The organism is Streptomyces sp. NBC_01445 (assembly GCF_035918235.1).
Taxonomy (GTDB): domain Bacteria; phylum Actinomycetota; class Actinomycetes; order Streptomycetales; family Streptomycetaceae; genus Streptomyces.
This window is the reverse complement of record NZ_CP109485.1, coordinates 62,223-75,969: the sequence shown is the minus strand read 5'-3', so window position 1 is coordinate 75,969 and position 13,747 is coordinate 62,223. Positions and strand designations below refer to the sequence as shown.

The following is a 13,747-nucleotide window of genomic DNA, read 5'->3' as shown; positions in this document are numbered from 1 at the left end:
CGAGGCCTCCTACCGCCGAGACCTTGGGCCATGTTCACCACGGCAACGGACAAGGTTCTTCCCAACCCGCACCCGACCGAGGAACAGACGGGGTCAGTGCACGGCGTTCAGAACAAGGGCAGCAGCGAGTAGGAGGAGCGCCGTTGCCAGATAGGAGATGGACCGGGCGATGAGTTGGTATTTCCGGGTGGCGAGAATCGACAGTGCGACGAGCTGAGCACAGTCGGCATCGGGTGTCGCAGTAGCGAGGTGGGCGCGCAAGGCCTCCGGCTGTCCCGCGTACTGGGCGAAGAAGGCGAAGTAGCCGCCGCTGTGCGGGTTGTTCACGCCCTCTGGTCGGATGCACCGCAGAAGGTGGAAGAGGCTGGTGGCCAGGCAGGCGAGCCCGCTCCAGGCCAGCCACTCGATTCCGTTCCACAGTGCGAAGAGCCCAGATGGGCGGGTGGCGAAGGACGCGAGGATCGCGGCCGTGACGGCGGAGACCAGCGCGAAGAGCATGCCTGCCTTCTGGTCGGTTCGGGCCAGTTCCGCCCGTACGTCGGTGAGCGCGGTCCGCGCCGGGTGGTCAGGCCGCACGTTCGACTCCGTCGTCCGCCGGGCCGGCCTCCTCAGTGAGGCGTCCTGAGATCCCCTTGTAGTTCCGCACGGCTTCCACGATGACGTGGTGCCCGGTGCGGAACTCGGACGCCCGCGGGCCCATATGGACGAACAGGGACTGCCGGTTGCCCAGTTGGTCCACGACATCGACGAAGCCGAATCCCTTGTGGGGAAGGACCCGATGAACGGTGCCGTGTACCAGGTGGCCCTCCTGGACGGCGCAGGCGGCGACGGGACGGGAGCCGTCCGGGGTGATGGGGGAGTGTGGCGCGAAGCGCACGGTGCGGCCCTCCGCGAGATTGTCTCCGTTCGCCACGAACCGGCGGTCGATGTAGTAGTCCCCGTCGGCGGGGGTCGTGATGAAACCCTGCCCTCGTGTGGTGTCCCAGCGCCTGACCACGCCCTCGCGCAGTTCATCGAGGGGCGTTGACGACTGGGCGGCGATGCTGCCTGGCCCGTCCTTGCCCGGTTGCCCGAGCGGGGTGGCACCGGGGCGCTCGCTGATCTGGTCGACGGTCTCGTTGCGGGCGCCGAACGGACTGGTGTGCCAGATGACCTCGCGATAGCGGACGGGCTTGGCGAACCCTTTGACCTTCACCCGCCATTCGTCGGAGAGATAGTCGTCCGAGGTGAAGCCGTGGACTCGGCCGATCTTGCTGGAGACCCGTGTCATGATCGCAGCGGCGACGGTGGCGCTGTCGACCCAGATGGCCTGCGGGTTGCCAGAGGCGCAGAGTCTGGCCGCAAGGTCGACCACGGACCCGACGTAGTCGAGTCCGCCTGACGGCGCCTCGTACTCCACGACCCTGCCGGTGGCAATGCCGACACTGGCCAGGCAGTCGGCGACGATTAGGTCGGCGTTCTCGCTGTGGAGCATTTCCTGGATCTGGATGGCCGCGCAGATGGCCTCGGCCGCGTGGTCGCCGTCGAAGACGGCGAGGATGCCGTCGCCGAGGTACTTCACGACGGTGCCGCCGTGTTCCGCGGTCGCGGTGGTGGCGATGTCGAGGAACGTGCCGAGGGTCGGCAGCCAGCCAACCTCCCCCACCTTGCTCTTCATCTCCGTGGAGCCGGCCAGGTCAGCGAACAGGATGACCTTGGTGGGACGTTCCGTGCTGCGCAGGGCTTCCATGAGGGTGATCTGATCGGATGTCATGAGCTCGCCTTCGTGTTGGATCGATGGTTTTGCCGGGACCGGCGGCGGATGCCGCAAAGGCCGGGCCCGTCAGCGGTCTGCGGAGGGAGGGCGCGGATGGGTGTCTGTGTCGAACGGCGGCGCCTGGTCAGTCCAGCGCATGGCGATGGTCGTGTAGTTGATGGTGTCGCCCGCCTTCCACTGCTTGAAGGCCGCGGCGGCGACGGTGACGCTGCCCAGGGGCATGCCGGTGCTGCGGTCGAAGACGTAGTGGACTTCGAGGGGACCCGGGTCTGCCCCGTACGGCGAAGGCATGGCAATGCCGTATCCGGTACGGCCGTCGTGGTCCTCGACCGTGCCCAGGGAGCGCACGCCTGGCTCGTCGGCCAGTAGCCGGTAGGCCGCTGCGCGCAGTCGGGGCGGCGATGGCATGCTGAACGCGATCTGCCGGGCAGTGTCGACGACGAGTTCGTGCAGCGCCTTGGGCGGGGCGTCGTAGTCCTCGTCGATCATTACGAGTAGCTGGTCGGCCAGCGTGTGCGCGTTCGTGGACAGCCCGCGCAGTTCGCGGACGCTGATGTCGCCGGAGGGCATCTCTTCACTCCCGCCGCCTGGCGCGTCGCGCTGGATGACGCCCTGGCCCTTGTAGTGAACGATGTCTTTCGGTACGGACCTGGGCGTGTGGTGGCTCTCCTTCGCGTTCTCCCGCTCGGCGCGGGCCTTGGTGGCGGGGTCGGTCAGGTCGAAGGTGTGCGGGGAACCGTCTGCCTTCCAGGCGGCCTCGTCCGACTCTGTGGCTGGCCGTGCGCCCAGGTCGGTGTGCTCGGTCCACCGTTTGTCGGCGTCAGCGGCGAGCCACGTGCGGGTGACCCACCGCTGGTCGATGACGTAGTTCTTGCCGGGGATCTGTGTGAGGTATCCGCGGTGCTCCACCTGGTACCAGTAGTCGCCCTTCAGCTGGGGCTGCCTGTCGAGGGCGTTCGCGCCGGCCAGCAGCAACTCCCGGCCGGAGAAGACCTGTTGCGCGGGCTCGTGCGTAGGACCCAAGTTGGTCGTTGTCACGACGAGCGCCGCTACGGTGGCCACGGCCGCGAGGCCCAGCCCCCACACCGGTCGCAGTCGCCGTCGCAGCCGCGCCATCGGGGACCGTGTTTCGGATGACGTGGGCGCGGCGGCCATGGCGGCCGTGAGTTCGATGGTCCGGACGGTGTCGTCCACGGGCGAGTCCGGGGCCAGGTGTGCGGGGCGTGCGGCGGCGAGGCGCTGCAGAATGTCGTCTGCCATGACGTCAGGCCTCCTCTCGTACGAACACGGCACTAGGCGGCGTAGAAGCAGGGCCAGGCGCTGGAGAAGCGTGGCTGTCATCGAGCGCCCGGTTGAGCCGGCCGCGGGCACGGTGCAAGCGGACCCGCATAGCTGCCGCCGTGCAGCCGACGACCTTGGCCGCCTCGGCCGGGCTGAGCCCGTCCCAGGCGGCCAGCATGAGTACTTCACGGTCGGCCTCGGACACCGTCGTGAGCGCGCGTAGCAGCGCAAGCCGGTCGGTCACGTCGTCGGCGACATCCCCTTCGGCGTGTTCTGTCCAGGAGCGCAGCTCAGCCGCGAGCGAGGCGCGTCGCACCTCGGCGCGAGCGCTGTCGCGCACCACGTTGCGGGCGACCCCGAGCAGCCAGGGCAGCGCCGGGTCCGGCACATCCGACAGACGACGCCAGGCGATCGTGAACGTCTCACTGACCACCTCGTCGGCAATCTGCCGGCCTGCCCGGCTGACCGCGTACGCCCATACCCGCTGCCGACACGCGTCGTACATCGCGGTGAAGCGGCTAGTTGCATCGGCCACCGCCCGCACCTCCGTCCCCTCCGGGTGCTTCCTGTCATCAGGTATTGGTGCGAGACGGCAGGACGTTACACAGGAAACTCGAAAACGACGGACACAGCTTCCCGGGAGGCGACGACGCGGAGGCCCCGGAGGGCTGGCCTCAGTCGTTGTAGGTGACGTGGACGTGGTCGTAGTGCCCGCCGGTGACGGTGTGCGTGTTGTTCAGTCCGTGGTCGTACGGCCGCCCCCAACCGCCCTGATCTTCAGGGTGGTTGATGCTCCAGATCCGTCCCTGCCAGATCACGTACTGCACGTCCAGCGCTCCGGCGTTCTTGCGCAGCCATGCGGCCAGAGCCCAGCCCTGGGCGAGCGCGGTGCCGACGGCGCGGGTGCCGAGGGTGCCCGGTGTGTAGTCGCAGGCGCGGCCGAGCGGGTGCTCGCCGCCTTCGGCGCGCGGTGTCTGGCAGCCGATTCCGCCGTGCCAGCGCGGCCACTTGTTAAGGATTTCCTGGTATCCGTGGGCTGTTGCGCCGGTCAGGCAGCGGCCCCCGGTCGGGTCAGAGTACGAGCAGGCTGTTGCTCCGCCCTGGTAGGCGGCCGGGGGGCCGGGCAGGGACACGGAGACGGGCACGGGGCCGTTGCTGCCGGTGTTGCCGAGGACGTCGCCGGCCTGGTCGTACTGGTGCACGTACTGCAGGACTTCGTTCGCGTACCAGCCGGCGTGGTTGTAGCGCAGGGCGGCCTTGCGTAGCTGGGCGTCGTCGCTCAGGTCGCTGGGCTCGGTGCCGCACAGGTAGACGGCGGCGCCGAGCGCCGCGTCGAACGCGTTGTGGGGGTCCTTGATGCCGTCGCTATTGCCGTCCTGGCCGGTGGGCCCGTTCCAGGTGGAGGGCAGGAACTGCATCGGGCCCACGGCGCGGTCGTATGAGGTGTCGTCGTCCCATGTGCCGCCGTCGGTGTCGGGCACCTTGCTGGTGTTGCCGCCGGCGCCGGAGCCGTCGAGGCGGGCGCCGATGATGCGCGGGGTGATCGTCCCGTCGTCTGCGACGCGATGGCCCGCGGCGTGGTGGGACTCGACCTGCCCGAATCCGGCCAGTACCGACCAGCGCATGCCTTTGCACTTCGGGCGGAGCTTGATGGTGCGGGAGGCCGCGTTCGCGTACGCGGACAGCATCACCGGCCCGATCCCCTTCACCGAGGCCGGCGCATCCTGTACGCCCCCGGACAAGTAGGCGGCCTGCCGCCTCTGTTCGTCCTGGTCGGCGGCCACCGCCCCGGTGAGGGCCACGAAGGCGCCGACACCGAGCAGCAGCGGCATGACGGCGGCGGCCGCGCCGAGCGCGAGCCATCCCTTCTTCGTCACGGCGTCCTCCGGCGGGCCGGCGCGGGCCGCGGCGTCCGGGGCCGGGGCCCGGCGGGGGCCACAGAAGACTGAGGCTCCGCACTGGGCGCGGGGCCGTGCGTGCGGGCCGTGTCCGTCGTCATCCGGTACAGCCGCTGGCGCAGGGCCTGCTGCTGCGTGGACGCGGCTGGCTGCGGCACAGGCCGGGGCACTCGCCGCGGCCGAGGGGCCGCCGTCGTGGTGGCGGCCGAGGAGTGACGCACGGCGGGGGAAGGAACAAGGGGCCGGTTGATGACGCGGGGCGGGGTGCGCGGGTGCGGGCGGGGCGGCAGCCCGCGGTGCATGCGGATCTTGTTGCCGGCCCAGCGGCCGCCGACGTTGTTCCAGTACGTCTGGGAGAAGTCGCGGACGGCGGGCAGCTGCCGGGTCACGGGCTGGGTGAGACGGGAGCGCAGCTGCGCGGCGGAGCGCACCATATTGCCCGGGGCGGCCTTGATCGCCGTGTGTGCGGCGCGGGCGGCTTGTGGCAGGTAGACGGGCGCGCCGAGGGTGTACTTGAGCCCGAACTTGCCTGCCCCGTACGCGGCTTTCGCACCTCCGGCGACGGCCTTGGTGGCGCCCTTGGCCATGGCGGTAGTGCCGCGCACGGCCAGGCGGGTGCCCAGCCGTCCGGCCAGTGACGTGGCCCCGCGCCCGCCCAACGACATCAAAGAGCGAGCGCCCACGCCGCCGGCGGCTGCCCCGCCGGTCGCGGATATCGCGCCGACCATCAGGGCGGTAGTGGCCAGCGTCGCGGCCAGCGACCGCTTGCGGCCTGCGTCCTGGTTCATCGCGGCGGGGGCGCTGCCGCCAAGCGGGCTGCCCGCCAGGCGGGTGCGGGCGTTCATGGCCCAGGCCTTGGACCGCTGGGTGATGCGCTTGCGGAACATGAAGCAGGCGATGACGGAAACGTCGACCGCGACGAACCGGGCGGGCAGCGCCCCGGCGTTGTCGCCGAAGGGCGCGTTCAGCAGTGCAGTCACCAGGGTGACGGCGATGGCCAGGCCGGTGACCAAGGCGACCAGGAGTCCGAGCAGGCGCACGATGTTCGTGGCCCGTTCCCACAGCCATGCCCGGCCGGGGCCGGGCATGATGCCCGCTGCGAGGGCGACCCGTGCCAGCACCGCCTCGATGACCAGACGCATCTGCGTGGACAGGTAGAGGAACGCGGTCATGAGCAGCAGCACCGTCATCAGGACCGCGGCGATGAGGATGAACAGCGCCCCGCCGACCTTGTCCCAGCCGGTCCTCTTCGCTGTGGCCGCGTCCTTGACGCAGGCCTTCTCGAAGTCGCTGTTGGGGTTGAGGCCGAGCAGGTCGTTGGCGACGTAGTCGGTCGCCTTGTCGGTGAGAGCGTCCGGGAGGCCCTGGACAGGGTTGGGCACCCACCCGAACCCGGACGGGTTCTTCTGAATGAGCTCCTTGGTCTTGTCGACCTGTTCGTTGAAGAAGGCCTGCTTAACGCGGGAGTCGCTGTACAGATCAACGCAGTTGTCGCTGAGCTGCTGGTTGTAGGAGAGCAGGAACGCGGGGCGCACTACGAACGCCTCGACGATCCCGTCGGTGACAGTGCGGGTGAGTTCCCGGGCCTTGGGCTCGGTGATCTGCCCGGCCCTCGACAGCGCGTCCTCGTGGCCGGTGGTGATCGCGTAGATGGCGATGCCGAGATCGCGGGCCTTGCCGACGGCACCGTCCTGCTGGCCGAGAAGCAGCTGCGGGGGAGCGGCGAGCGTAGACACGGCGAGCGCGCCGATCACGGTGGAGGCGGCGATCTCGCCCCAGCCGCGGGAGGTCCTGCCGAAGGTGATGTTCCAGAACGCGACCACGCCGGAGTAGGCCATCAGCAGGCCCGGCACGCCGAGCTGGACGAGCGTCTGGTTGTACAGGGCGTCCGACAGCTTCATGGCCGGCTTGAGGAACAGGGAGGCCAAAGCCCAGGACAGGGCCCAGGAGATCAGCCAGCAGCCGAACGCCACGACCCACTTGGTGAGCTCGAACAGGAACTGCGTGGCAAGTTGTTGGAGCTCGCCCGAGAAATCAGTGACGCCACCGGTGGCAGAGACGATCCGGTACGCCGATACCGGCAGGCCCTTCTCGTCGGTGACCTCGAACGCGTTGAGGACGCCGCCGTCGCCGTGCTTGGCCTTGTACTCCTTGACCCGCTGCCGCATCTCGCGGCGCAGCTTCTCCTGCGCAGCCGCCTTCTTCTCCTTCGCGGACGGCTGCTTGTCGGTGTCCTTCTTCTTGCCGTCCTTCGCTGTGCGGCCGGTCTTGTCTTTGTCCTTGGGGGCGGTGGGGTGGACGGACTCGGGAGGCAGCAGCCCGGGGGCGGTCGGTTCCAGGCCCGGCTCGTACTTCGGGAACGACGCCGACGGGGACGGCGTTGGCGTGGGGTCCCCGGGGGCGGCGCCGACCCGGGGCGCGAGCAGCATCATCATGGCCAGCGCTGTGATGACGAGCAGTAGCCCGCCCGCCAGATGACGCCGCACACCTGTGAACCCACGGAAACGTCCCCGCCGAATGGTCATGCCGTCACCGCCTCCATTCCGTCCGCGACCAGCCCTTCGCCGCCCGGGCCTTCCTCGGCTCGGGCCTGTTCGGGGTCGGAGTGGATGACGTCGGCCAGCGCCGGGTCGAGCGGCACCTGCACGCGCATCGCACCGATCCGACCGAACAGGTCGCGCACCAGGCACTCACCGGCCCGCTGTGCCTGCACCACGTCGGACTCGTCCAGCGGGGAGAGCCGGGTGGTGACCATCTCCAGCAGTTCGGGGTCGCCTGTGTCGAGGTCGAGGAAGTCCAGGCCGCGGCGGGCCAGTTCCATGTTGGTCTGGCGGAACAGGTGCCGGCGGGGGAACAGGCCGCGCACGATGCGGCCGACTTCCGTGTCGGGGCCGATGTCGTCGGGGTCGTGGCTGCCCACCAGCACGCCGGCGTTGTGCTTGCGGCCGTCGCGCACCAGCTCCAGGAGGAGGTCCAGGCCTTCGGGCGCGGAGGTGAGCCACCAGCACTCGTCCCACACGACCTGGCAGAACTCCGCTTCGTGGCGCGGGTCGAAAGCGATGTGCCGGCAGATCGCCGCGATCAGATACAGGGCCGCACGCCCGAACACCTTCTCCGGGCTGAGCCGTTCGAAATGGCCCGGCTCCAGCTCCCACTTCTTGGGCAGTGCCAGCTGAGCGACGGAGAACACCACGGAGTCGGCGTCGGTGTCGATGACCGGCAGGCTCTCGTCGAAGACTGCACGCGCGATGTCGCGGCGGGCGTGCATGTTCAGCTTGCGGGCCAAGGACCGGCAGGTCGGGTCGTCGTCGCGTACGCCGCGCTCGGTCAGGTGCGCCATCAGGGCGCGCATGCTCGGCTTCGTGCTTGCCAGGACGTGTGCGACGGCCTCGGACAGGACATCGCCTGCCTCGTCCATCGACTGGATGCCCAGCAGCATGTGCAGAAAGGACTCGCAGCGCCGCTGGGCCTCGGAGATGTCGACCGACGCCTGTCCGCGCTGCTGCGTGAACACCCGAAAGGGGTCGAGGCAGACGGCGGCGCTGCTGTCGGTGGTGATCAGCTCGGTGCGTCCGGGGCAGGCACGCGCGAAGCGCAGCCACTCCTGCTTCGGGGTGCGGTCCACGATCACCGTGCGACCGCGACTACCCGGCGCCCCCTTCTTGCGGCCTGCGGCGAGTGTCCAGTAGACGGCGCACTTCATCGCGTACGACTTGCCGCCGCCGAGCTCGCCGAGGAACGCCGCCGAGGCGGAGGTCCGCTTCATTGGGCCGCGTGTGAAGTCCATCAGCACGGGGCGGGCGCCGCCGCCGGTCAGTTGCCACCCGTACAGCGGGCCGCGCTCGTCGCCGAGTTCGGTCGCCGCCCATGGTCCGGCCATGCAGAAGTCGCGGGCGAGTAGGTACTGGGCGTAGGAGGCCATGGCCTGCGGGGTGCGGGCGCCGGGCAGCATCCCGTAGAAGAGGTGTTCCTGGTCGCCGAGCGGCCGGTCCAGGGTGTAGTCGTCGCCGCCGAACTCCGCAGTGAGCTGTCCGGCCCGCTGTTCCACCTCCTGCGGGCCCGCTCCCCAGACGCAGAAGGCGACCATGGCCCGCACGTCGACTTCGCCCTTGGACGCGGTCAGCCGCTCCCGGTTCTCCGCCAGGCTGTCCGATGCCTTTCCGATCGAGGCTGGCACCCCGGCCGGATCGTGCGCCCACTCCTCGGGCTGGCCCGCCAGGTCGCGGGCCTTGCGACGGGTCTTGGCCTCGGCGACCGCCCCGGGGGTGACGTTCAGGCGCACCACCCAGTCGACGGGGAAGCCGAAGGTGTCCAGTGCGGCCAGGTACTCCGAGCCGGGGAAGCGGAATGCCTCCGGCATCTCGGAAAGCGTCAAGAACGACTGGTAGGAGGCGCCGTGTTCGGTGGCGACCTCCAGCCACCTGCGCTTGAATACGCCCGGGCCGCGCCGCTCCCCCTCGTCGGCGAGGGCGCCGTCGATGGCCCCCTCGGTGAGCACGGCCTGGCCGAGCGCGGCGACCGTGCGGCCGCGGTTGACGAGCCCGCGTAGCGCGTCGGGGGTGGGCAGCAGCGGCTCCAGCACCCCGCGCCGCGCCGAGTGCCCGTAGATCCACAGGATCTCCGCCTCGCTCGCCGGACGCACCGCCACCGTGCCCGGCCACGTCGCCGCCATCTGCGCCCCCTGCGCCAGCCGGCGTCCTTCTTCCTGCCGGCTGATCGGCGCGGGCAACAGACCGAGCTGCAGGGCGACTTCGCCTTTCGCCGCGCCCGCCATGTCCGCCAGGCGCTGACGGCGACCGACTGCGGGCAGCGGGACGGCGAGCCAGTCGGTGCGCCCGGTCAGCTCCAGGCCCTCCAACCTGTCGAGGACCCGGTGGGCGACCTGCGTGTATTCGTCGCTGGCCGCCATGTCGATGTCCTCGGTCATCGCCCGCACCACCGCGCGCGGGTCGACCTGCGGACACAGAGAGAGCCACATCGACTCGCCCACCAGCTTCTTCACCAGCGCCTCGAGCGCCTTCAGACGGCGCAGCTTCGCGGTCTTGCTGGCGTGGACCTGGTCCACTCCCTGCACCCGGTACAGCGCCCACACCGTGCCGTGCACGCTCCACACGACGTTCCCGGCCACGTGCCTAATCGGCATCTTCACGCCTACTCCCCCTCCTCGCGCTGCGGAGCCGACTGCCCGAGAACGCGGCCCGACTGCAGAAGGGCAAGGTGCAGGCGCATCGGCAGGCTCCTGCCGCGCGCGAGCAGACCGGGGAAGACGGCCTGGGCGGTGGTGAATTCCGGGGGCCGGTTCATCAGTTCCCAGCACTCGTCGCGCACGACGTGCACGGCCTTGTCTGGCCCAGGGGTGAGTTCGGGGGTGTTCATCGCTGCTCCCTCGAAGCGCTTGAGCGGTGGGTCGCGAGCTGGGCGAGCGCGGTGGAGGCGGTACCTACGGGCGTGGTGGTCGCGCGCCGCGACGGGCGTCGTACGAGGACGTGCATCTCCGAGGGCACAGCAGATGCGGCCGCGCGCCGCTTTGGTGCCTGCGCGGTGAGGGTGACGGTGCCCTGCAGCGGCTGCGTGGTGATCCGCCGCAGCTGCCGGCCACCGAGCCGGGGCCGCTGCCCGCCTGCCACCAGGCCCGCCGCGCTCGCCAACGCCGCGAACGGGTGCCGGCCGTCGATGTGCAGGCGGCGCACCAGCAACGAGGCGAGATAAGGGACCAGGGCCAGGGCGACGAGGTTGAAGAGCCCAAACGTCGACCACAGACTGGGCACGGCGACCAGAGCGACGATCATGACCGCGAAGACGACGCCCATGGTGATGAACTGCGGCACGCTGTACGGGCCGCCCCACAGCCGGCGTCCCTCCCACTGGCCGATCATGCTCGGGTGGCGGCGGGCCTTGGTGTAGCAGCGGCCGACGAGATCCTCCTCGGCTGCGGAGCTCATGCGTCCCGACCCAGATGCACACGGCCCGCAGTCGAAGCGGTGAACACGATGGGCTCGGGAGCGGCGATCACGCGGACGACCGCCTCGCCCTGGCCGACGGTGTGGTCCTTCTTCAGCTCTTCGGCCGTCTTGTTGCTGAGCACCGTCTGGGAGGCGATGACACCCATCACGATCGCTCCGCCCACGGCGGCGACGAAGGCCTTGAGCATGGAGCGGGTCGCGGCCCAGGTCGCACCGATACTGCCCACGTAGATGATGCCGAGGACGACCACAGTGAGCAGGGTCTTGAGGTCTTTTCCCATGCCGGTGAAGTCGTCGATGATGCCGACCGCGGCCAACGGAGTGGAGTACATGAGGGCTTCTCCTTACTGAGCAGGGGAGGTGGACGGCGAGGCCGTCGACGTTGAGGGCAGGTCGGGGAGGGTGACTTTGGGGGTCGGGTCCAGGGCGGCGACCTCCCATCGGCCATCGCGGCCGGCCAGGGTGAGCGCGTATGACAGCGGCCGCGCGATGCCGTCGGGGCGGGCGGCCTTGATGTCGACCGCCAGGCGCAGCCGCTCCCGGCCCGCCGGGGCACCGATCCGTCCGTCGCCGTCGCTGTCCTGGAAAGCGGCCTCGATGGCGACCTGCGTGACGGTTGCCGACCGGTACGGGGCGGGTCTGACCGGTGAGAGGTGGGTACCGGGCGAGACGTAGCGCCCCAACTCCCCTCTGCCGGACAGGTAGGCGGCGAAGAAGGCGGACAGCGTGTCCACGGCCGGGTCGGCGGCCTGGGCCGGTAGCGGCGTGCCGTACGCGAGCTTCGCCTTCGGCGCGCTGCCGGTGGGGGCGGAGATCTCGGCGGGCAGCGCGAGCGCGGCCAGCGGGCCGCCGTCCCGGTCCGCCTCGACGGGCACTTGGAAGAACCGCATGCGGATCAGCGGCTGCTGTCTCGCGGTGGAGTTCGCCGTGTTCTTGGCCGCGGGCTCCAGGACTCGGGCGGCGACCGTCACCGACCAGTACCGTCCCGAAGCGACCTCCGTTATGCGCACCGCGGCGATCTGGCCGACCTGTACCGCGTCGGGCTTGCCGCCCAGTTCCAGGTCTTCGGCCCGCGGGTAGAAGGCGGCGAGTTCGCCCTGTGATCCTTCGCCGGCGCGGAGGAACGCGGCGACGTACATCTCCGCGAACCCGCCGGGCCCCGCCGTGTCGCCGCTGGAGGACTGCATGGCAGGGGCGGGGTGAGCGCCCGCGGCCGGCTGCGACACGATTGCCCAGCCGCCCAGCAGCGGGCCGGAGATCAGCAGGGCCCACACCAGGCGCCGCACGACGTTGGTTGCCACCGCGACCGACCCGGTCGACGGCGAGGTCCACCAACCGCTCTGCTCGTCCAGTTCCTGGTCCACTGCGACGTCGGCGCCGGACTGCCGGGCACGCTCCCTTCGGCGGCGCGTCACGATGCCGCCCTCTGCCACAGAAGCAGCTGCCGCTGCTGCTCGGCCGTATCTAGCTGCGCGAAGCGGTCGAACGCCTCGCGCGCCGGGCCTGCCTCGGTCAGGTACTCGCGCGCGATCCGAGCGGTCTGTTCCGTGAACGGCAGCGTCTCCAGCAGAGCGACCAGCCGCTGGACCCGGCCCCGCGCCGCGGCGAGTAGGTCCAGATCTGCCCACTCGGCTGACGCCTTCGCCGTGTGCGTCATCGCCACGGCTCCTCCCTCAAGTCGGAGTGTTCGGCAGACCTTTCGCCGCCGTACACACCCCAAGGAGCCGCACCCCGCAAAACGTGACCGCCAGGGGCGCACCAATTTCCACGCTTCGCATCACGCGGCGCGCACCCACTCGGCCGCCACCGGCCCAAGCCATCTGACCGCTCGCGAGCGGCGCTTGCGCGCGGCTGGCGTCGCAGCACCCGTGCGCTCGGCTTCTTCGCGGACCATGCTCACGACCGAGCGGGCCTGCTGCAGTGGCAAAGACCCGTGATCGACGCCCCACGCCAGCAGCGCCACCAGCTCGCCCTCGGCGCCATCCAATTCCGCCGTGTCGGCGACCTGTTGGGCCTGGCCCCGCTCGATCAGCAGGTCCTGCGCGACCCGGTCGGCGACATCGTCGTCGGAGGCCGCAACGTCCCACAGAACATCGAGACGAACCTCGCGCGCCTCGTCCGAGCCAAGCTCCCGGGTCGCGTGGTGCAGCGTCTCCAGCATCACGTTCGCGGCGACCTTCGCACGGCGGCGCAGCGGGAAGGTCCGCGCGACGACGTACAGGCAGCCGACCACCACCTGCGCCACGTCGTCGAAGTCGCGCCGCGGGGTGAGCAGCGACTGCGTCAGGCGCACCATGCCAGGCACCATCGCCTGCACGATGACGCGCGCGGCCAGCTGCGCTTGTTGTCCCTCGCCTGCGGCGCGCTCGAGCAGAGCGATGAGCCATCGGTCGCTGAACGCGGCGTCGCGCCGATCGGCGAGGTAGGCGACGAGCTCGCGCAGCTCCTGCGACAGGTCGCCGGCCGCGGCGACGCCGGCCTCCTCGATCCAGCCGCGCACGAGGGCGCCGTTCGCCGGGGTGGCGCACACCAGCGCCCACTCCACGTCCAGTCCCACGAAAACCCGCTGCGTAGCTCCCACGACACGACCCCTTTTCAAGTGCGTGTCGTGGACTCTCCTCAGCCCCAATGCCCCGCCGAATACCCCAACTACCCGAATGTGCAGGTCAGGTGCTTGCCCAAAGAGTGACCCACCCAGAAACGCGGTGACCCGCGCACCGCAAGGCACCCGACGCTCCCTTCGCGCAGCCGCCCGACCTGGTCGGGTGCGGGGAACGTGCCACGATTCAGGCGATGCGCCGTCAGGGAGCGCGAGACGGACAGGGCGGGGGAGGCCGGGGATCCGGTCT

General features: G+C 70.3%; 13 protein-coding genes. All 13 read right to left on the bottom strand.

The window, feature by feature from the left end; all coding sequences use genetic code 11:
- Positions 1 to 93 precede the first annotated feature (93 nt).
- Positions 94 to 576 (bottom strand): Pycsar system effector family protein, encoded by a 483-nt coding sequence (locus OG574_RS00330; RefSeq protein WP_326771286.1) that lies wholly within the window; start codon positions 574 to 576, stop codon positions 94 to 96.
- Positions 566 to 1,753 (bottom strand): adenylate/guanylate cyclase domain-containing protein, encoded by a 1,188-nt coding sequence (locus OG574_RS00325; protein WP_326771285.1) that lies wholly within the window; start codon positions 1,751 to 1,753, stop codon positions 566 to 568. Before OG574_RS00325 ends, OG574_RS00330 begins: the two co-directional genes overlap by 11 nt.
- A 69-nt stretch (positions 1,754 to 1,822) precedes the next feature.
- On the bottom strand, positions 1,823 to 3,016 hold the full coding sequence (locus tag OG574_RS00320) for a CU044_5270 family protein (RefSeq protein WP_326771284.1): 1,194 nt from the start codon (positions 3,014 to 3,016) through the stop codon (positions 1,823 to 1,825).
- Between the two features lie 4 nt (positions 3,017 to 3,020).
- Positions 3,021 to 3,572: an RNA polymerase sigma factor gene (locus tag OG574_RS00315; protein ID WP_326771283.1), complete on the bottom strand. Its 552-nt coding sequence runs from the start codon at positions 3,570 to 3,572 to the stop codon at positions 3,021 to 3,023.
- 139 nt (positions 3,573 to 3,711) lie between these two features.
- Positions 3,712 to 4,914, bottom strand: coding sequence for a lytic transglycosylase domain-containing protein (locus tag OG574_RS00310; protein ID WP_326771282.1), 1,203 nt, complete (start codon positions 4,912 to 4,914; stop codon positions 3,712 to 3,714).
- Positions 4,911 to 7,460, bottom strand: a complete 2,550-nt coding sequence (locus tag OG574_RS00305) for a hypothetical protein (RefSeq protein WP_326771281.1) — start codon at positions 7,458 to 7,460, stop codon at positions 4,911 to 4,913. The genes OG574_RS00310 and OG574_RS00305 overlap by 4 nt, the downstream gene beginning before the upstream one ends.
- Positions 7,457 to 10,084: an ATP-binding protein gene (locus tag OG574_RS00300; protein WP_326771280.1), complete on the bottom strand. Its 2,628-nt coding sequence runs from the start codon at positions 10,082 to 10,084 to the stop codon at positions 7,457 to 7,459. The genes OG574_RS00305 and OG574_RS00300 overlap by 4 nt, the downstream gene beginning before the upstream one ends.
- A 2-nt stretch (positions 10,085 to 10,086) precedes the next feature.
- The gene (locus tag OG574_RS00295; RefSeq protein WP_326771279.1) at positions 10,087 to 10,311 is read right to left on the bottom strand and encodes a hypothetical protein; all 225 of its coding nucleotides are present in this window, start codon (positions 10,309 to 10,311) and stop codon (positions 10,087 to 10,089) included.
- Positions 10,308 to 10,877: a phage holin family protein gene (locus tag OG574_RS00290; RefSeq protein WP_326771278.1), complete on the bottom strand. Its 570-nt coding sequence runs from the start codon at positions 10,875 to 10,877 to the stop codon at positions 10,308 to 10,310. The genes OG574_RS00295 and OG574_RS00290 overlap by 4 nt, the downstream gene beginning before the upstream one ends.
- Positions 10,874 to 11,230 carry a hypothetical protein gene (locus OG574_RS00285; protein WP_326771277.1) on the bottom strand — a complete coding sequence of 119 codons (357 nt, stop codon included), beginning with the start codon at positions 11,228 to 11,230 and terminating at the stop codon, positions 10,874 to 10,876. Before OG574_RS00285 ends, OG574_RS00290 begins: the two co-directional genes overlap by 4 nt.
- A gap of 12 nt (positions 11,231 to 11,242) precedes the next feature.
- The gene (locus tag OG574_RS00280; protein ID WP_326771276.1) at positions 11,243 to 12,313 is read right to left on the bottom strand and encodes a conjugal transfer protein; all 1,071 of its coding nucleotides are present in this window, start codon (positions 12,311 to 12,313) and stop codon (positions 11,243 to 11,245) included.
- A complete protein-coding gene (locus OG574_RS00275) occupies positions 12,310 to 12,555 on the bottom strand; it encodes a hypothetical protein (RefSeq protein WP_326771275.1) in 246 nt (81 codons plus the stop codon). The genes OG574_RS00280 and OG574_RS00275 overlap by 4 nt, the downstream gene beginning before the upstream one ends.
- A gap of 120 nt (positions 12,556 to 12,675) precedes the next feature.
- Positions 12,676 to 13,455 (bottom strand): hypothetical protein, encoded by a 780-nt coding sequence (locus OG574_RS00270; RefSeq protein WP_326771274.1) that lies wholly within the window; start codon positions 13,453 to 13,455, stop codon positions 12,676 to 12,678.
- Positions 13,456 to 13,747 lie beyond the last annotated feature (292 nt).